The 17,804-nt window shown below is 59.4% G+C and carries 18 protein-coding genes, 1 tRNA gene and 1 pseudogene; 10 read left to right on the plus strand and 10 right to left on the minus strand.

What is annotated here, in order from left to right:
- Positions 1-9 precede the first annotated feature (9 nt).
- Entirely contained in the window at positions 10-1,890 is a 1,881-nt protein-coding gene (locus KM295_RS07965; protein WP_256029418.1) for a DEAD/DEAH box helicase, read from the minus strand.
- Positions 1,891-2,008: 118 nt separating this feature from the next.
- Here KM295_RS07965 and KM295_RS07970 point away from each other — a divergent pair, with 118 nt between their 5' ends.
- Positions 2,009-2,299 carry a DUF5779 family protein gene (locus KM295_RS07970; RefSeq protein WP_256029419.1) on the plus strand — a complete coding sequence of 97 codons (291 nt, stop codon included), beginning with the start codon at positions 2,009-2,011 and terminating at the stop codon, positions 2,297-2,299.
- 5 nt (positions 2,300-2,304) lie between these two features.
- On the opposite strand, the gene KM295_RS07975 is transcribed toward KM295_RS07970, so the two are convergent.
- Both KM295_RS07975 and KM295_RS07980 read right to left on the minus strand, forming a co-directional pair.
- Entirely contained in the window at positions 2,305-3,003 is a 699-nt protein-coding gene (locus KM295_RS07975) for a VOC family protein (RefSeq protein WP_256029420.1), read from the minus strand.
- 91 nt (positions 3,004-3,094) lie between these two features.
- Positions 3,095-3,751 carry a twin-arginine translocation signal domain-containing protein gene (locus tag KM295_RS07980; RefSeq protein WP_418904766.1) on the minus strand — a complete coding sequence of 219 codons (657 nt, stop codon included), beginning with the start codon at positions 3,749-3,751 and terminating at the stop codon, positions 3,095-3,097.
- A gap of 148 nt (positions 3,752-3,899) precedes the next feature.
- Between KM295_RS07980 and KM295_RS07985 the strand changes: the two genes are divergently transcribed.
- Positions 3,900-4,568, plus strand: coding sequence for a hypothetical protein (locus KM295_RS07985; protein ID WP_256029421.1), 669 nt, complete (start codon positions 3,900-3,902; stop codon positions 4,566-4,568).
- A 94-nt stretch (positions 4,569-4,662) separates the two neighbouring features.
- On the plus strand, positions 4,663-5,436 hold the full coding sequence (surE, locus tag KM295_RS07990) for a 5'/3'-nucleotidase SurE (RefSeq protein WP_256029422.1): 774 nt from the start codon (positions 4,663-4,665) through the stop codon (positions 5,434-5,436).
- Between the two features lie 17 nt (positions 5,437-5,453).
- Here surE and KM295_RS07995 read toward each other — a convergent pair whose 3' ends face one another.
- From KM295_RS07995 to KM295_RS08010, 4 genes and pseudogenes are all read right to left on the minus strand, one after another.
- Positions 5,454-5,654 carry a hypothetical protein gene (locus KM295_RS07995; protein WP_256029423.1) on the minus strand — a complete coding sequence of 67 codons (201 nt, stop codon included), beginning with the start codon at positions 5,652-5,654 and terminating at the stop codon, positions 5,454-5,456.
- Positions 5,654-7,405, minus strand: a complete 1,752-nt coding sequence (locus KM295_RS08000; RefSeq protein WP_256029424.1) for a b(o/a)3-type cytochrome-c oxidase subunit 1 — start codon at positions 7,403-7,405, stop codon at positions 5,654-5,656. The genes KM295_RS07995 and KM295_RS08000 overlap by 1 nt, the downstream gene beginning before the upstream one ends.
- An 11-nt stretch (positions 7,406-7,416) precedes the next feature.
- Positions 7,417-7,905: pseudogene (locus KM295_RS08005) on the minus strand (cytochrome c oxidase subunit II); the annotation flags it as partial.
- Positions 7,902-8,066 carry a cytochrome oxidase gene (locus KM295_RS08010; protein WP_256029426.1) on the minus strand — a complete coding sequence of 55 codons (165 nt, stop codon included), beginning with the start codon at positions 8,064-8,066 and terminating at the stop codon, positions 7,902-7,904. The gene KM295_RS08010 and the pseudogene KM295_RS08005, both read right to left, overlap by 4 nt.
- A gap of 102 nt (positions 8,067-8,168) precedes the next feature.
- Between KM295_RS08010 and KM295_RS08015 the strand changes: the two genes are divergently transcribed.
- Together KM295_RS08015 and KM295_RS08020 are read left to right on the plus strand one after the other, a co-directional pair.
- Positions 8,169-8,369 carry a DUF8131 family protein gene (locus KM295_RS08015; protein WP_256029427.1) on the plus strand — a complete coding sequence of 67 codons (201 nt, stop codon included), beginning with the start codon at positions 8,169-8,171 and terminating at the stop codon, positions 8,367-8,369.
- An 86-nt stretch (positions 8,370-8,455) separates the two neighbouring features.
- Positions 8,456-10,897 carry a heavy metal translocating P-type ATPase gene (locus tag KM295_RS08020; RefSeq protein WP_256029428.1) on the plus strand — a complete coding sequence of 814 codons (2,442 nt, stop codon included), beginning with the start codon at positions 8,456-8,458 and terminating at the stop codon, positions 10,895-10,897.
- Positions 10,898-11,044: 147 nt separating this feature from the next.
- Here KM295_RS08020 and KM295_RS08025 read toward each other — a convergent pair whose 3' ends face one another.
- Positions 11,045-11,404 carry a HesB/IscA family protein gene (locus tag KM295_RS08025; RefSeq protein WP_256029429.1) on the minus strand — a complete coding sequence of 120 codons (360 nt, stop codon included), beginning with the start codon at positions 11,402-11,404 and terminating at the stop codon, positions 11,045-11,047.
- Between the two features lie 152 nt (positions 11,405-11,556).
- Between KM295_RS08025 and KM295_RS08030 the strand changes: the two genes are divergently transcribed.
- Together KM295_RS08030 and KM295_RS08035 are read left to right on the plus strand one after the other, a co-directional pair.
- Positions 11,557-11,826 (plus strand): DUF7553 family protein, encoded by a 270-nt coding sequence (locus KM295_RS08030; protein ID WP_256029430.1) that lies wholly within the window; start codon positions 11,557-11,559, stop codon positions 11,824-11,826.
- 43 nt (positions 11,827-11,869) lie between these two features.
- A tRNA-Val gene (locus tag KM295_RS08035) sits at positions 11,870-11,944 on the plus strand.
- 392 nt (positions 11,945-12,336) lie between these two features.
- Here the strand turns inward: KM295_RS08035 and KM295_RS08040 are convergent.
- Positions 12,337-13,395 (minus strand): hypothetical protein, encoded by a 1,059-nt coding sequence (locus tag KM295_RS08040; protein WP_256029431.1) that lies wholly within the window; start codon positions 13,393-13,395, stop codon positions 12,337-12,339.
- A gap of 147 nt (positions 13,396-13,542) precedes the next feature.
- Here KM295_RS08040 and KM295_RS08045 point away from each other — a divergent pair, with 147 nt between their 5' ends.
- A complete protein-coding gene (locus tag KM295_RS08045) occupies positions 13,543-14,025 on the plus strand; it encodes a hypothetical protein (RefSeq protein ID WP_256029432.1) in 483 nt (160 codons plus the stop codon).
- 663 nt (positions 14,026-14,688) lie between these two features.
- On the opposite strand, the gene KM295_RS08050 is transcribed toward KM295_RS08045, so the two are convergent.
- Positions 14,689-15,660, minus strand: a complete 972-nt coding sequence (locus KM295_RS08050) for a DUF7983 family protein (protein WP_256029439.1) — start codon at positions 15,658-15,660, stop codon at positions 14,689-14,691.
- Between the two features lie 104 nt (positions 15,661-15,764).
- Between KM295_RS08050 and KM295_RS08055 the strand changes: the two genes are divergently transcribed.
- Together KM295_RS08055 and KM295_RS08060 are read left to right on the plus strand one after the other, a co-directional pair.
- Positions 15,765-17,267, plus strand: a complete 1,503-nt coding sequence (locus KM295_RS08055; protein ID WP_256029433.1) for a type I restriction-modification system subunit M — start codon at positions 15,765-15,767, stop codon at positions 17,265-17,267.
- The gene (locus tag KM295_RS08060; protein ID WP_256029434.1) at positions 17,260-17,766 is read left to right on the plus strand and encodes a restriction endonuclease subunit S domain-containing protein; all 507 of its coding nucleotides are present in this window, start codon (positions 17,260-17,262) and stop codon (positions 17,764-17,766) included. The genes KM295_RS08055 and KM295_RS08060 overlap by 8 nt, the downstream gene beginning before the upstream one ends.
- Positions 17,767-17,804: the final 38 nt, after the last annotated feature.

A 17,804-nucleotide genomic window follows, 5' to 3' on the forward strand; every position in this document is an offset into this window, starting at 1 on the left:
CGTCTTAATTCATTCCTCGCCGATCGGGGTCGTCCCCTCGCCGGATCGGTCGGTCCTCGCCTCCGGTCCCGCCGTGACCGGTTCGGCCTCCCGGACCCGAACGCCGCGGGCCGCCAGGTGTTTCGTCCGCTTTCTGGCGAAGTCTTCCTCCCGGCTCCCGCGTGTCGCCAGGACGTACATCCGCGCCTTCCCGACGGGACGCATCGTCCGGCCGGCCCGCTGGGTGCCCTGCCGTCTGGAGCCGCCGAGCCCCGAGGCCGCGATCGCGACCTCCGTGTCCGGCAGATCGATCCCCTCGTCGCCGACCCGGGAGACGACGATCGTATCCAGCCGACCGCTCCGGAACCGATCGAACAGCCGACTCCGGCGTGCATGCGGCGTCTCGCCGCTGATAAAGGGGGCGGAGAGTTCCTCGGCGATCGCCTCGCCCTGTTCGAGGAACTCGACGAAGACGATCGCCTTCGAACCGCGGTGTTCGTGGAGGATCGCGGCGATCTCGCGGATTTTCGCCGGATTGGTCGCCGCGAGCTGTCGTTTCTCGTGGCCGACGGCCGCGTCGTACTCGTTTCGGTGTAGCTCCGACCCCCACGGCAGAAACCGGATCTCGACCTCGGGTTCGGCCACGTAGCCGGCATCGAAGAGCGCCTCCCAGTCGGTGCCGATCGGGCGGCCGACGAGCGTGTAGATCTGCTCTTGGTCTTCGGTCTCCCGCACCGGCGTCGCGGTCAGTCCGAGCCGGTGTTTGGTCTGGAGGCTGGCGCTCCGGCGGTGGATCGGGCTCGGGATGTGATGGACCTCGTCGTAGACGATCAACCCCCACTTCCGGGAGTCGAAGAGCCGGCGGTGACGGTCCATCCCGGCCGTCCGGTAGGTGGCGATCGTGACGGGCCGGATCTCCTTTCGCCCGCCGTGGTACTCGCCGATCTGCTCCGGCGACAGGGTCGTCTCCTCGAGGAGGACGTCGTGCCACTGGGTAGCCAGCTCCCGGGAGGGCACCAACACGAGCGTCTCGCCGCCGACGTCGGCCATGATACCGAGGGCGGCGACCGTCTTTCCCGATCCGGGCGGGCCGACGAGGACGCCCGATCCGGCATCGGCAAAGCGAACGATCCAATCGGCCTGATAGGGTCGCAACTCGAGGGTGAGATCGAAGGCCAACTCGTCGCCGGTCTCCAGATCCCGGTGATCCTCGACCGGGTAGCCCGCCTCGTAGAGCGTCCGCTTGAGTTCGGCGGTGCGGTCGTCGGCGACCCAGGCCGTCGTGTCGCCGATCTTCGCCCGCAACACGTCGTCGTCCAGTTTCGGTTCGGCGACGTTACCCAGCAGGTCGGCGCTTTTCGCCTCGAGGACCACGTAACCGTCCTCGTGAGTCGTCAGCCGGAACTTGTGGGCCCGCTCCCACTGTCCTTCGATCCATTCCTCCAGCGCCTCGTATCGGTCCCCCAGTGCCGACCGGACCGTCGCCGTCAGCTCCGGGAGCGTCTCGTAGGGCGCGTTCCAGATGTCTTCCTCACGGACCGTGTAGACGTAGCCGCCCTCGCCGTTGGTCTCCTCGAGGTGGGCGAACTGCGTAAGGAGTGCCCTGGTGTACTGGGCCGGGCGGTCGGCGACGATCCGCCGGCGCGATCCGAACACCGTGAGACGTTCCTCGGCCGATCCCACGCGATCGGGGAACCACACGTTGTCGCCGTCGGGCGCCAGCCGCCCGATCTCGCTTCCGTCGACCAGCTCCGCGAGCGCGTCCGCCGCCGCTTCGATCGAACACCCGATCGATTCCGCGACCTCGGCGGTCGTCACGGCGGGCCGGCGCCGCGCCTCGAGGAGGTCGTAAAACGCCCCGGCGTCGATCGAGGAGGCGTCCCCGTTCGGATCCGCAGGATCGTCCGTCACTTCCGGGGGTTGGTCTCCGACGGACAAAAGCGACGCGTCTCGACGGTCCGGGATCGACAGCCCGCCGCACGCCGAACGACGCCGGCAAGCTTTTTCTCCCCCGGAGCGAGTGACCGTTATGAGCGATTTCGACCTCGATCTCCAGACGGCCGAAGGGGAACTCGACGAACCGGAGCCGGGCGGACAGGTCGTTCTCGGCGTCCTCGACGGGACGACCGATCCCGAGGCGTGGATCGAACACGTCGAAAACGACGACGTGCTCGTGTTGAACATCGAGGGCGAGTTGAACGAACTCGCGGCAGGGTTCGCCCGCGAGGTCCGCGATCTCGGCGGGGAGTTGATGCACTTCCGTGGATTCCTCGTCGTCTCGCCGCCGGGACGGGAGATCGACTCGGATCGCCTCGGTTGAGCCGCCTACCCGAGAAGCGTCAGGTAATGCCCATCAGGGTCCCGGATCCGGACGCTATCGGCGACCGTCTCGCGTTTCGTGGTCCGTCCCGCGACCGCGCCGGCGACCGCTTCCGGGTCGGCTGTTCCGATCCCGATATCGACGTGGACGCCGCCGCGGGCGTCGGCCAGCCCGAGGTGTGGCTCCCACAACTCGATGTCGAACGCCCCCGTCGTGAGCCGCGTCCGGCGGCGGTTCTCCCCGCGGTCGACGACCTCGAAGCCAAGATCGGCGTAGAACTCCTCGGCGTCGGGCAGCGATTCCACCTCGAGTACGACCTCGAAGAGCCCCGACAGCGTCGGCTCCCCGCCGCCCTGCACGTCGTCGGTGCCGCCGATCTCGACGCAGTTGCCGGCCGGATCGTAAAAGTACAGAGAGCGCATGCTCCCGAAGTCGACCTCCTGTAGATCGAACGCCGCCGAGAGCCGCTCGAACCACCGCTCGTAGGCGTCGGCCGGACACGACAGCGCGTAATGTGTATGGAGTCCCCCGCGGGGGACGCCGTCGGGCCGGCGCAACCGGAGTTCGGAGCCGCCGCCGACATCGAGGACCCGCTCGCGGTCCGAGTCGGCGGCTACGGGGACCGAGAGATGCTCCTCGTAGAACGAACCGATCCGGTCGGGGCGTTTGACCTCCGGGGCGAGCCAGCGGCACGAATCGAGCATACTGTCGGTTCGGCGCGGTCCGGAATAAACCTACAGGCGGAAACCGGCGGTGGGGCCGGTGAAATGCCGGTGACACGCCGGTGGCACGGAACTATTCGGGGCACTCGTCAGCGCCGAACGGGCGCTTTTCGGATCCCTGGGCGATCGTCCGCGTCGCCCCCGACGCCAGATCCACCGTCGCGGCGAGCCCGCCGTATCCGTGGGTCTCGTCGTGTCCACGCACGACGACGCAGTCGACGCCGTCGGGAATTTCGATCGTTTCCGACCGCGTGAACGGCTGTCGCGAGTGGGCGTGCAACAACTCCCGTCGACCGAGCTGTGTTCCGTCGAGCCGTTCGATCTGCCACCAGTTCGCGTAACCGTCCTCGCCGTCGTCGTCGTGATGCAGTGTCACCTCGAACTCGTAGGTCCCGTCTCCCCCCTCGAACGCGACGTCTACGACGTTTGCCTCCCGGAGATCGGGGTCGTCCGGGTTCCCGCTTTCGTTCGCCGTGTCGCTGTCTTCATCATCAGTCCCCGTTCCGTCGGGTTCGGTATCGCCGTCCTCACCGTCGCCTCCGGTGTCCGGACTCGAGTCGTCGGTATCGCCGTCTACATCCCCCGAGCCGTCCGTTTCTTCGCTCTCCGTGCCGTCCGGGGTATCGGTCCCGCTGTCGGTACAGCCGGCCACCACGGCGAGCGCGGCGACGCTTCCGTGGCCGGAAAGGAATCGACGCCGGGTCAGCATTCGAAATCGAGGCGGATCCACGGTCGTTTCAACGGACGGGGATAGAAAAAATTCTTGCCGCGTTCGTGACCGTCCACGGTGGCCTACTGGACGGAGGGCCCGGGCCGACGACCGGGTCGAAGCTACCGCGGGCCGCGCGCTTATACGTCTCTCTGCCCTACCGTAACGTATGCCGATGAAAGGCACCGGGGCGGGCGAGTTGACCGTCGTCGATCGGTTCGACGGCGGCGTCGGGTGGATCGCCTACCCCGAGGAGACGATGCGACGGACTGCCCACGCAATCGAGAGCGACGACGGGCTCTGGATCCTCGATCCGGTCGACGCCGAGGGACTGGACGAACGGCTCGGGGAGTACGCCGACCCCGCCGGCGTCGTCGTCCTGCTCGATCGACACAAACGCGACGCGGCGGCGATCGCGACACGGCACGACGTCCCGGTCTACGTTCCCGAATGGATGAGCGGCGTCGCCGGCGATCTCGCTGCGCCGATAGAGCGGTTCGACGACCGGCTCGCGGGGTTCGAGGTGATCCGCTTGCTCGATAACCCGTTCTGGCAGGAGGCGGTCCTCTTCGACGGCGAAACACTCGTTGTCCCCGAGGCACTCGGGACCGCCCCACACTTCCGTGCCCCCGACGAGACGCTCGGCGTCCATCCCATGTTGCGTCCGTTCCCCCCGAAACAGCTCCGGGTATACGACCCCGACCGGCTGGTCGTCGGCCACGGCGAGGGCTGTTTCGAGTCGGTCGGAACCGCCGTACGCGGGGCGATCGACCGGGCCCGCCGAACGGCGATCCCGATGTATCTGAAGAACGCCAAGGAACTGCTCGGGAGCCGGTAGTCCCCGTCTTGGTCACCTCCGGAACTCGTGTCCGGACCCCCGTGCCCGGCCCAGATAGCGGTGGGCTTTTGCGGCGGCCGAACGCACTCGTCGTATGCGAATTCTCCTCACGAACGACGACGGGATCGACGAGGTCGGTCTGCGGACGCTCTACGAGCGCCTCTCGCCGATCGCCGACGTGACCGCGGTCGCCCCCGCGGACGATCAAAGCGCCGTCGGCAGACAGCTCTCGACCGACGTGGCGTTGACCGAACACGAACTCGGGTACGCCGTCGAGGGGACGCCCGCCGACTGCGTTATCGCGGGACTGGGTGCGCTGGATATCGACCCCGACCTTGTCGTTTCGGGGTGCAACCACGGGGCGAACCTCGGGGCGTACGTCCTCGGCCGGTCCGGGACCGTCTCTGCGGCCGTCGAGGCGGCCTTCTTCGACGTGCCGGCGATCGCCGCGTCGGTGTACTTCCCGGTCGGCGGGATTGATTTCAAGAACGTCTCGCCGGATCCGGTCCACTTCGAGGAGGCCGCACGCGCCGTCCGGTATCTCATCGAGCACGCCTCGAACGTCGGCGTCTTCGAGACGGCTGACTACCTCAACGTCAACGCGCCGTTGCCGCCCGAGGAGGGAACCGCGCCGATGGAGATCACCCGGCCCTCGCACGTCTACGAGATGGACGCCGAACACGACGGCAACGGGACAGTCACGATCCACGACCGGATCTGGGAACTGATGGCGAGCGGTTCCGTGCCGGACCCCGAGGGCAGCGACCGACGGGCCGTACTCGAGGGACGCGTCAGCGTCTCGCCGCTTACGGCACCTCACACGACGACCGAACACGAGGCGCTTTCGGGGCTTGCCGAAGCGTACTAGAAACCAGCTGCGCTGTTTTATTCGCCGTTCGGTTCCCGACCCCGAATGTCGGGCGCCATCGCCCACAGGACGAGCGCGCCGATCATCATGGCGCCGAAAAGTGCCGTCTCCGCGAGTGAGACGTCGAAGCCCAGATGGACGACCACAGTCCGGAGTTCGACGATGATCGGGACCATGATCACGATGGCCACGAGGAGCCCTGCCCGGCTGACCCGCATCAGGCGATCACCCCGCCCACGGTGTCGGCGGCCACTCGTCCGACGAACAGCAGCGTATCGACGAACTGCGGCGAGGGGCTTCCGCCCGGACCCAGGATACCGCCACGGGTGATGATCGCCGCCAGCGGCAGCGAGTACGCCAGGATAACGAGCAGGGCGGCGATACCGGCCCAGAGTTTCAGGTTATCGAGGACGAGCGGGGCGTCCTCGGGACCCGAAAGCGTGTCGGCGTAGCCGTTGTCCGGAAGCCCGTCGACTTTGTCTCCGATGACGGTCATCACGACGACGGTCAAGAACAGGAGCGTCGAGATGAAAAGCAGGGTTCCGCCGATGATGACCTGCATGTTGAGTTCGGCCATCGAGCCGACGGCGACCTCGTAGTCGAAACCACTGTACTGTGGTTCTGCGGTCCGGCGCGGGACGCCGATCAGGCCCTGGCGGTGCATCGAGTTACTCATGAACGTCATCCCGACGAACCACACCAACACCTGAACGAGCCCGAGCGACTTGCTCCAGATCGCCTTGCCGGTCAGTTGCGGCAGGAACCAGTAGGTGGCCGCCATGAACGTCAGCGCGACCGCCGTTCCGACGGTGAGATGGAAGTGACCGACGACCCACCACGTGTTGTGCACGAGGTAGTTGATGTTCATGCCGGCGTTGATCATACCGGAGAAGCCGGCCGCCGCGAACATCAGCCCCGCGAGCGCCATCCCGGTGAAGACCGGGTCACGCCAGGGGAGCGCTCTGAGCCATCCGAACAGGCCGCTCCCGCCGCGCTGGCGTGCGCCGTGTTCCATGCTGGCGACGACGGTAAAGGCCGTCAGCAGACTCGGTAACAGCAGGAACATCGTGTTCACCATCGCGATGAACTTAAAGCCCTCCGCGATCCCCGGGTCGAGATACTGGTGGTGGATCCCGGTCGGCGTCGAAAGGATCAAAAACAGCACGAACACGACGCGCGCCAGCGGATCGCTGAACAACTTGCCGCCCGAAATCTTCGGAAGCATGGTGTACCACAGGAGGTACGCCGGCATCAGCCAGAAGTACACGACCGCGTGGCCGAAGTACCAAAACAGCGTCCGGGTCAAGAGCGCGTTGACCTGATCGATGATCCCGAGCGACCACGGCAACAGGAAAGCGAGCACCGAGACGGCGACGCCGGCGCTCGACAGGATCCAAAACAGCGTCGTCGTCAGCGCCATGAACGTCGGCAGCGGGATCCGCTCGTCGGGGTTGTCCTTCTTCCAGGCCCACCACGATCGGAACCAATCGAGACCGGCCAGCCACGTCCCGACGATAAAGAGCGCGAGACCGAGGTAGTAGAACGGGTGCGCCTGCAGCGGCGCGTAGAACGTATAGAGAACGGCCGCGCTCATATCGAGTCCCGGGATGAACGCCCCGAGGACCGCGATGCCGGCCAAAAGCGTGCCGAGTGCCATCAGCCCGTACCAGGCCCACGTGTACCGGAGATCCTGGAGGCCACGATCGAGGCTCGTCGTCACGGCCCAGGTGAATATACCGACGAGGAAAAAGACGGAGAACGAAAGCACCAGCAGTACTGCATGGAGTGTCAGAAGCGAGTAGTAGTCCGCCGAGTCGACGATCCGGAGGACGTCCGTCCGATGTAGCACTTGCAGGATGCCCATCAGCGCGCCGACAAAGAGCGCGACGAAGGAGCTATAGAACGCCGTTCGGACCACCTTCGCTTCCGCCGGGAACTGATCGAGGAACGTCCCGCTTTCAGTGCTCATTCGTCTCCCTCCAGTTCGAACTCGTCTTGGGGCACGACGGTGAGTTTGCCCTCCATGTCGTGGTGTCCGGACCCACAGTACTCACTGCAGACGATCCCGTATTCGCCCGGTTCGTCCGCCTCGACGGTCACGCTCGCGATTTCGCCGGGAATGATCATCGTGTTCGCGTTCGTGCCGACGACGCTGAAGCTGTGGATCACGTCCTCGCTCGTGAGTTTGAACGTCACGGTGCTGTCGGCCGGCACCTCGATCTCGCCCGGGAAGTACGCGAACTGCACCGCGACCACGTGGACCACGTACTCGTTTTCACCGACCTGTTCGACTCCAGGATCCCCGAAGTCGGGGTGATCGCCGACGTTTTCCGGATTGATCGTGGGTTCCGAATCGTCCACCATCGCGATCCCGAGCCCGACCGATCCGTACGTGATGGTCAGGATGAACCCGACGATGAGTACCATCGAGGCGCCGAGCCAGAACTTCTCGTAGGTGTGTATGTTCATACGACCACCCCGACGACGGTCAGGTCTCCGCCGGCGAACTCGACGAAGTACATGAATATCCACAGGACGACAAGTATCAGGAAGTATATTGTTATTAATCCGAGCGTTCCGACCGGATCGAACTCGTCGTGTCCGATCTCCCGTTCTAGCTCTGAGCTCATATGTACGACCGTAGAGTGTCTCCAGTTATCTACTTTTCCTACGGTTCCTGCCCCACGGGATTCGGGCGATGATTTTTTGTTTCGTGGGACTAACTCCGGGTGATGACATCCGATACACTCTCCCCGCGGGCGGCGGCGATGGTCGGCGCCCTGGCGTTCGTCCCGGTCGCGTGGTACGGGATCGCGAGCTCCGGGACCGCTGCGGCCGTCTCGGCAGTAAACGTTCTCATTATCCTCGCGTCGATGGCTATGCTCACGGGCGAGGCGGAAGGGTCGGAGGGTCACGGCACCGCGTCGGCCTGACTGATGGCGGCCGTTCTACCGGACGCAGTTCGAAAGCCCCGATCCGGCTGTCGGCTCCGCCTTTCGACTTACCGTAACCGAAACCGATGACGACCCCCGAGAACGCCGACGGTCCGACGGACGCCGAGACGACCTGTCGGCTCTGCGATCTCTCCACACCCCGGCCGCCGGTCACCGATCCGGACGTTGACGGCACGTTTTGCTGTCGCGGCTGTCTCGAGGTCCAGCGTTCGCTCGGCGATCTGGCTGAAAGCGAAACGGCGGCGGTTAAGGAGGCGATCGACGGACAGGGGACAGATCGGACGGCCGGCTCTGACGGATCCGACCGCGAGGGCGAATCCGCCTTCTTCGCCGTCGACGGGATGCACTGTACGACCTGTGAGGCGTTCATCGAGGGGCGGGCCGAAACCGACGATGGGATCCACGCCGTCGAGGCGAGTTACGCGACCGACACCGTCCGCGTCCGGTACGACCCCGACCGCCTCGACGAGGGAGAGATCCCCGAGTTGCTCTCGGGGTACGGCTACACCGCGAGCCGGCGCTCGGACGGCTCCCCCGCAAGCGACACCAGCGAGACCGCGAAGTTCCTCGTCGGCGGCGGACTCTTCGGGATGATGGTGATGGTATGGTACGCGCTGTTTCTGTATCCGACCTACTTCGGCTACGAACCGGTCGCGGACTTCGGGGGACTCGACGGGCTCTACGTCTTCGCGAACATCTGGGTCATGACCTCCTTCGTTTTGTTTTACACCGGCTGGCCGATCCTGCGTGGGGCGTACGTCAGCCTCCGGGCAGGGGTCCCGAACATGGACTTACTCGTCGCGCTCGCGGCGACCAGCGCGTACGTCTACAGCACCCTGGCGATGGGCGTCGGACGGACCGACCTCTATTTCGACGTGACTGTCGCGATAATCCTCGTCGTAACAGGCGGCGGCTACTACGAGAGCAAGATCAAACAGCGCGCCGTCGGCCGGCTCTCGGAGCTGACCGAGAGCCGGATCGAGGACGCCCGGCTCGCGGAGACGGGCGAGACCGTCCCGGTCGACGCCGTCGAGCCGGGCGAGAGACTGCTCGTCCGTTCGGGCGAACGGGTCCCGCTCGACGGAACGGTGCAATCGGGGAGTGCAGCTGTCGATGAGTCACTTGTCACCGGCGAATCCACGCCCGTGAGCAAGCGACCGGGCGATCTCGTCGCCGGCGGGACCGTCGTCACCGACGCCCCGCTGGAGATCGAAGTCGACGAAACGGCGACGAGTACGCTCGATCGGCTCGTCGAGTTGCTGTGGTCGATACAGAGTTCGACGCCGGGCGTCCAGCGGCTCGCCGACCGGCTGGCGACGGTGTTCGTCCCGCTCGTGATCGTCCTCGCGGCCGTCGTCGCCGGCTGGACGCTCCTGACGGGCGGTAGCCCGACGGCCGCCATGCTGATCGGTCTGACCGTTCTCATCGTCTCCTGTCCGTGTGCGCTCGGGCTCGCGACGCCGCTTGCGGTCGCCGCCGGCATCCGGACGGCGATCGAGCGCGGGATCATCGTGACGACGGAGGCTGTCTTCGAGGACGCTCCGGAGATCGAAACTGTCGTCCTCGACAAGACCGGGACGCTGACTGAGGGCTCGATGTCCGTCGTCTCGGTCCACGCCGACCGATCCGGAGAGGTACTTCGGCGGGCCGCCGCCGTCGAATCGCTCTCGGAACATCCGATCGCGGCCGCGATCGTCGAGTATGCGGACCGGGACTCGATAGCGCGTCCCGAAGAGCCGGCGACTGACGGGGGCGTGACCCCGGTTGATCCCGGGGAGTTCGATCGGACGTCCCAGGGTGTCAGCGCGCCGGTCGACGGCCAGGAAACAGTGGTCGGACATCCGAACCTGCTCGAGGAGCGGGGGTTCGCGATCGACGACCGGTATCGAAACCGTATCGCTCGAATCAGGGCGAACGGGGACGTCCCGGTCACGGTCGGCTGGGACGGACGGGTTCAGGGAGTCATCGCCGTCGGGGACACGCCCCGCCCTGAGTGGCGCGCCGCCGTCGAGACGCTCTCGGCGGACCGCGCCGTGGTCGTGTTGACCGGCGACGAGGGGGCAGCCGCCGACCGGTTCCGGTCGGTCGAGGGCGTCTCGGAGGTCTTTGACGGTGTTCCGCCGGAGGCGAAAGCAGAGACGGTCCGGCGGCTCCGAACGCGCGGGGCTGTCGCGATGGTCGGAGACGGGAGCAACGACGCGCCGGCGCTGGCGGCGGCGGATCTCGGGATCGCGCTCGGAAGCGGTACCCAACTCGCCAGCGACGCTGCTGACGCCGTGATCGTCGACGACGACCTCCGGTCGGTCCCCGAGACGTTCACTATCGCCGATCGGACCAACGGCCGCATCCGACAGAACCTCGGGTGGGCGTTCCTCTACAACGCGATCGCGATCCCGACCGCCGCGGCCGGCCTGTTGAACCCGCTTTTCGCCGCCGCCGCGATGGCGACCTCGAGTACGCTCGTCGTCGCCAACTCGGCGCGGTCGCTCGGACCGTTCGAGAGATAGTGCGGCGCCCCCGGGATCGAAACCGTCGCTGGCGGATTATCGTAACCATCGCAACTGTTTATACATCGATCGGACTGCAGTCACGCGACCGAGTGTGCATCGGCTTCCGATCGCTGTTGTAACGAAGGAACCGGCGTCTACCGCACGTTAGGTCCGGAAGGACTCACCACAGCCGCACTCGCTTTCGACGTTGGGGTTCTCGACGTCGAACCCCTTGCCCTGGAGTCCTCCCTCGAAATGCAGCACCGAACCGTTGATGTATTTCTGGCTCGCCGGATCGACGAAGACTCGCAGCCCGTGGTGTTCGGTCACGGCGTCGTCGTCCTCGGGCTCGACGTCGAACCGGAGTCCATACGAGAGTCCGGCACAGCCGCCCTGCTGGACGAACAGCCGGAGTCCGGCCTCGTCGGTGTCGTATCCCTCGTTTTCGATCAGCGAGAGGGCTTGCTCGGCGGCGTCCTCGGTCACCTGTACCGGCTTGTCGGACGCTTCGACGCTCTGGCTCATACTCACCTATACCGTGGCCATCTCAATAACCCTGACGCCTCCATAACCGTTCCGTCCGCGCTCGCTCCGTTTTTGCCTCCGTTCCGTCCGTTCCGGGCGGATCGGGGTGCCACAACCGTTTTATCCGTTCTTTACCTATATACGGTTGACTTATGAACAAACACTTCGAGGACGCCAAGTACTACCTGAAACGTGCCGGAGAGACGGCGAAGGCCGGGGTTTCGGAGGAACTTTCCCCCGTTCGGGAGCGAGTCGACGATCTCATCGACCGGGAGGAAGAGGAACCCGAACCCGGCCGGTTCGACGAGGTCCGCGAGGAACTCAAAACACTCCAGGAGAAAGCCGAAGGCGAGACCCACGAGGCGATTGCGGACGCCCGCGAACGGATCGACCGTTACCGGAGCGACCGGGCCGACGAATAGCTTGAAAAGGGTTAAGTCCGGGGCGGCGATACCCTCGAACCGCGGGTCGGTGGTCTAGGCCGGTTATGACACCGCCTTCACACGGCGGAAGTCGGCGGTTCAAATCCGCCCCGACCCATGAAGACCCTTCGGGTCTTTTCAGGAGTCCAAGCCCGCGTAGTCATGCGATTATGTTCCGATTGTCTCATTGGATTGAAACGGCGGATTCACGCCACCGTTCACGTCTTGCGATTCATAATGCAGTAGCCGCTATAGTCTGATAAAGCTGTGGTCAAAGCGATAAGCTTGTAGATCTCGTATTGTAGCGAAGGCCAGATAGATTTGAACGTTGTACTAAGAGTAGCGTAACGGATGCCGGAAGATCTGAGCGAAAGTATGTTCGTTGAACGGCGATCGGCTGGAGGAGGTCACAGCTGGTAGAGTTGATATGACCCACAAGATTATGGAGAAACATTCGATAAAGCGACAAAGAACGGGCAGATGGGGACGTGAAAGCTATCTAAGAAATGTTTAAATTACATACTCTTCCATCTCTCTAAAACTTGTTTCAAACAAAAATTTACTCAATTCTTCTTGATAATTGCTTTCATTCAATAATATAACATTGGAAGAGTCTGCTAACCGTTGTAAATTATCATATTGTTCTTCAGAAAGACCCTTAACGACCGTTATGAGATTTAAGTCAGCCTGTTCTGCATATTCTTTCGGCTTACGAATGAGTTCGGAACGTAGTTCTCCCGAATCTTTATTCATCGCGGGAGCCTCTGCAACCTCTTCATTATCATCTTGCAGATAGTCCTTTACTTCAATTGCATAATTTGAACTAAAGCCGCCGAGAGGCAGAGCTACGACGTCAAAATCTGGATTATCTCCTACATCAACTTCAATACGAATGTTTGGGAGAGCCACTCCCGTAAATTCTCTTACAGCTTCGAATACCTCTTCTTCAAAATCGTTTTTCTGAACGTCTTGATGCCACCCTTCCAGATTTGAATTTTGATTAACTTTCCTATTAAAATAGTCATGAACAATCTCACCACCATGTTCTAATTCTTTGATAGTAGCATAATCTCCGACGTAAGTGCTAATCTCTTGAGTTTCGTTTGCAAAAAATCCAAGAAAGGATTCTCCGTCATCAGAATCTTTTGACAGTACGCTTATTCGAAGTTCTTTTGAACGCTCGTCTGGATGTCTATATCTGTGAGAATCTTCTCCTAAGAGGAATAGAAGGACTGGATTCTCGGTTCGATCCCCTGTGTATTTGGTGGTTGTAATATCCTCTGATCCGGGAGGCCTACCTCTAACCCCAACACTTACGCGTTCATTTGGAAACAGTACATCTTGAGCGATAGTTGAAACTGGTTCACCAAATTCTTCCAATTCTTTAGAAATCTGCTCTTTTTGTTCTCGGACCAACTCACGAACTTTCTCGTTAAACTGTCCAACTGGACTTATTTTTTGGAAATCTTCTTGGTTCTTTTCTATTACTCTTGAATAAAAGAAATCTGTGGGGACCTGTTCTGCGTGTCTCCCTGTTGTAGGAGCCATTTTGATATGATTGATGTGCATCAATCGGTGTATTGTTGCGGTCTTGTATTAGATTTTTTCTATTTATAAGATATTTTATATTATAGATTCAATTTATTCGAAGGCCTTTCTGACTGTACCCACCAAGACAGGAGAGTTATATTATAGGAGCAAATTAGGCTTTCCAATATGAGCAGGGAATTGGAGAACGCGGCACGCCGAATTATTCCTTTACCGAATAACAATATTGACGAAGGGATGTTGGAATACGCGAAATTGATTATCGAAACACGCAGACGGCTATCAGAGCTTAGAAATGAAGTCTCCGAAATTGAGCTATCTATTACAGGATACAATACCCAATCGGAACTCAACAATTTAGAACAAAGATATCAGCGGCTCAATGAGGATATAGAGAATCTTCACGAAGCGATGATAACACAAAATCTGAGTTCTCTTGAACAGATAAATTCTACCAGCAATACCGCACATAATCAGCTTTTAACGTCTATCGAAAGTGGAGATATTCCGATGGAAATAGAACGATTGGAACAGTCTCTAATGATGATCGGGCAACAAATAAACTCTAAAACAATCGCCGCCAATTCGAGAATGGGAATCACTATCTCGTTAGTTGCGACAGGTATTGCGGTGTTATCAATATTGGTTTAATATTTAAATTCCCCTCCGTGTTATTAACCAATTTCTCGCTTCGATAATTCGTTGAGCTATCCCCCGTTCAAGCTTGACCGTGTTCCACCACAGAAACCGGAGCCAAATCTGAGTCGGCAAATAGACCTAATATTTCCATCGCAAACCCTCCCTTCGAGATTCAAATATTGGGAGCTAAAATCGGATCTATATCTATAGTATAGAAATTCTATAATAACATAATCGCATCTTCACACGGCGATTTTTATAAATATTATCAGTACATAGTAACTATTAAACATCAGCCAGCCATACGCTATAACAAGTAGATCCCATCTAACGGAAGGAGCTATCTATTGGGTAGTTCCACGCTGAACCTCACTTAGGCCGAGGAAGTGGGGATAGGAGCCGGGGTTTTCTAATGGCCGTATTTGCAGTTTTATATTGCATATTTAGATCTTGGTTAAAGTTCGATATTAAAACTGAATATCAGTAGCGATAAGGTCGCTGTGTAGACGAGTTCTGGATAAATATCTGAAACAATAGTATCTAACTTTTGTCTATCCTGTATTGTTCGCTAAGGAACTCTACAGAACTAAGCTAAATCTGCTCTCCTTTGCCCGTTGTCAGTCTCTCACCCTTATCGCGATCTATATTCAGTTTTCTGGCATAGGCTTCATCCCTTCATTTCGACTGGAACGATGATCCTGTATCGAAGCTCGTCAGATCATCAATCCGTTGCTCCAGCTCTTCGATTTCTTTCTGAAGTTCGTCCGTCTCTTCATTTGTCGCGGCGAGGCGATCCTTCAGTCCCTGAAGTCGGGTTTCCTTCTCTTCTTCATCGACATCGGCTTTCCGAACGTATGCACTCTCTTCGATCTCATATAGATCAGATTCAGCGAGTTCCGTTACTTCAAGCGCTTCATCCACCTTGCTGGTATCCACGCTGGTCACACGCTCACGATCAATTCCTTCTGCTTCCAACTTCTGAATGACTTCATCTTCATTTCGAAGCGAACGGTTCCGACGTGATGTTCTCTGAACTGAGCCATACTGACCTGAAACAGGCTGGTCGTGGTGTAGACGGTCAAGCAGAACACTCCGAACGTCTTGTCGGAGATCGTTCGCGTCCCGTTGGACATCTGAAAGAAGTGTATAGAGATTCACCAAGACCGGAGTATCCATCCCTTCGAGATCTGTCGGATCATACCTCTCAAGGGCATCGATCAACAGAAGCGCGTCAGCATAGACCGGAATATCGGGTTCCTCTCGTTCGCCCTTATCGGTGTCTACCTCGTGGGCGTCAACCAACGGTGAACTGGTCGGTGTCTCACTTTCGGTCAGCGTACCCTCTCGATCATCGATCTCGAACCGTGGATGGAGACTCAGAACCGTCGCATAGGGTTCGGCGTCCGGTGGGAGTCGGTCAAGATCAAACTCTCCACGGCTTTCCTCAACGCGTTGAAAGAGTGTCTCGAACTGTTCACGCTGAAGCGGAGTAGTTCCGTCCTTGTTTCGATATTCGATCAAAACCCGATATTCCTGTACGTCCCTAATCCGGAATGGTTCTCGGGACAGAGGCGTGAGTAGGGTTGCATCAGAGGGAAGCTCTTCGGCGTTATCGAGGATATTGTGCCATGTCGCGCTGAACGGCATATCCTGTTCTTTCTCTGGATGCATCAAAAGCCCCCGGGCGAATTATAGCGATAACTCTGCGTCTCACCGCAGAGCATATCATACCGGCGCAAAACAGTATGCATATGCCACTCTCTTTGAACGACCTCGAAAATCATCTGTTCAAGTGTGCCGATATAATTCGGGATGCCGTTGACCCGACTGACTACAAGGAATACATCCTCCCACTCGTCTACTACAAATCAATCTCCGACGAGTTTGAGAAGCAGTACGAACAGAACGTTGAGGAGTACGGTGAGGATTTCGCACGGCGAAAGAATCTCTATGATATTCCTGTCGTTCCTGAAGGCTACCTATGGGATGATCTTCGAGCTGTCAGCGACAACGTAGATCAATCCCTTAACGAAGCCTTTGACGCACTTGTAGAAGAAAATTCAGAATTGACCGGAGTATTTCTCGCAGATTACATCGATGCCGATGCACTCGATGACGACCGGCTCGGAAAACTCGTTGAACATCTCACGACATACGACCTCGACCGAGACAGCGTCCCTCCGGACATGCTCGGAGAGGCGTATATGGACTTGGTTCGTCACTTTGCGGAGGAGGAGGGAAAGTCTGGCGGGCAGTTCTTCACGCCCCCACACATCGTGAATCTCTGCGTTCGGCTTGTCGATGAGTTTGACGACGGAATGACCTTCCACGACCCGACAGTTGGTTCTGGTGGGATGCTCATTGAGGCCGCTCGCTACTACCGCGAGGAGCAGGGCGGCGACCCGACGAAGATGACCTTCACCGGACAGGAGGTGAACCCCGATATTGCCGCGATTGCGAAGATGAATCTCTCCATTCACGGATTGGAAGGGGAGATTGAGCGCGAGGATTCTCTCTCAACCCCCGCGTTCACCGACGAGGAGGACAGCGAACTCACGCGCTTCGACCGCGTCCTCGCAAATTTCCCGTTCTCGGCTGATTGGGCGAAAGACGACCTCCAAGACGACCCGTATGGGCGCTTCGACTGGCACGAGAAACTCCCGCGTGCCGACCGTGGCGACTACGCCTTTATTATGCATATGGCGAAGCAACTCAAGCGTCCCGAGCGCGATGGGGCGGGGGGCAAGGCCGCTATTGTCATTCCCCATGGTGTGCTGTTCCGCAAGCACGAGTCGCGCTATCGAGAGTTCATGCTTGAGGAGGATATGGTGGAGGCTATCGTCGGGCTTCCCGAGAACCTGTTCCAGAACAACTCGATTCCCTCCGCCGTCCTTGTGTTGAATACGGACAAGCCCGCCGAACGTGAGGGCGAAGTGCAATTCATCCACGCCGCTGACGAAGATTTCTATCGTGACGAATCGAACCAGAATGTTCTCACCAAGGATGGACTCGACCAGATCATTGAGAACTTCCGCGAGTGGGCGACCGAGGAGCGTGTGAGTAGAACAGTATCGCTTGATGAGATTCGAGAGAACGACTACAATCTCAACATCGCGCTCTACGTCGATACTACTGAGCCGGAGGAGGATATTGACGTGGCGGAAGAACTGACAAAGTTACGCGAGTTGCAGGCAGAGCGTGACGAGATAGAAGCCACAATGAACGAGCATATCGGGGCGTTGAATTATGAGTGAGGAGGTGACGTTGGACGAGTTCGCTAAGGGAGATGAGAGTGATGCACAGAAGCAGAGATGGAAGAAAGTCCAACTTCATCAGGTAGCGTATAAGCGGTCAGACAACGTTAATCCACAAGAGATAGAATTAGAGAAACATATTGGGTTGGAGCATATTGACCCAAACAACCCGGTTCCGGATTGGGAGCCTCTTGATGACCTCTCAAGCACTAAGCGCCGATTTGAGGCAGGGGATATTCTCTTTGCAAAACTTCGTCCAAATCTTGAGAAATCGGCACAACCTAATTTTGAGGGAGTCGCGTCAACCGATATTTTCCCTATAGTGTCGGAGGCCAGTTTAAATTCAAAATGGCTACTGTATCGACTGAGTTCAAAGCCCGCGTATGACTACGCTCGGCGTACTTCAGCAGGGACGCGGATGCCGCGAACGTCGTGGAATCTGTTCAGTAACTTTGATTTTCATGCGTCTTTAGCTAAGACTCACACCTCGGTTGAGTAGCGGTTGCGAGGGTTTCTTGGAGGATTGGTCGTTGCTTG

This window comes from Natronomonas aquatica (genome assembly GCF_024449025.1).
Lineage (GTDB): Archaea > Halobacteriota > Halobacteria > Halobacteriales > Haloarculaceae > Natronomonas > Natronomonas aquatica.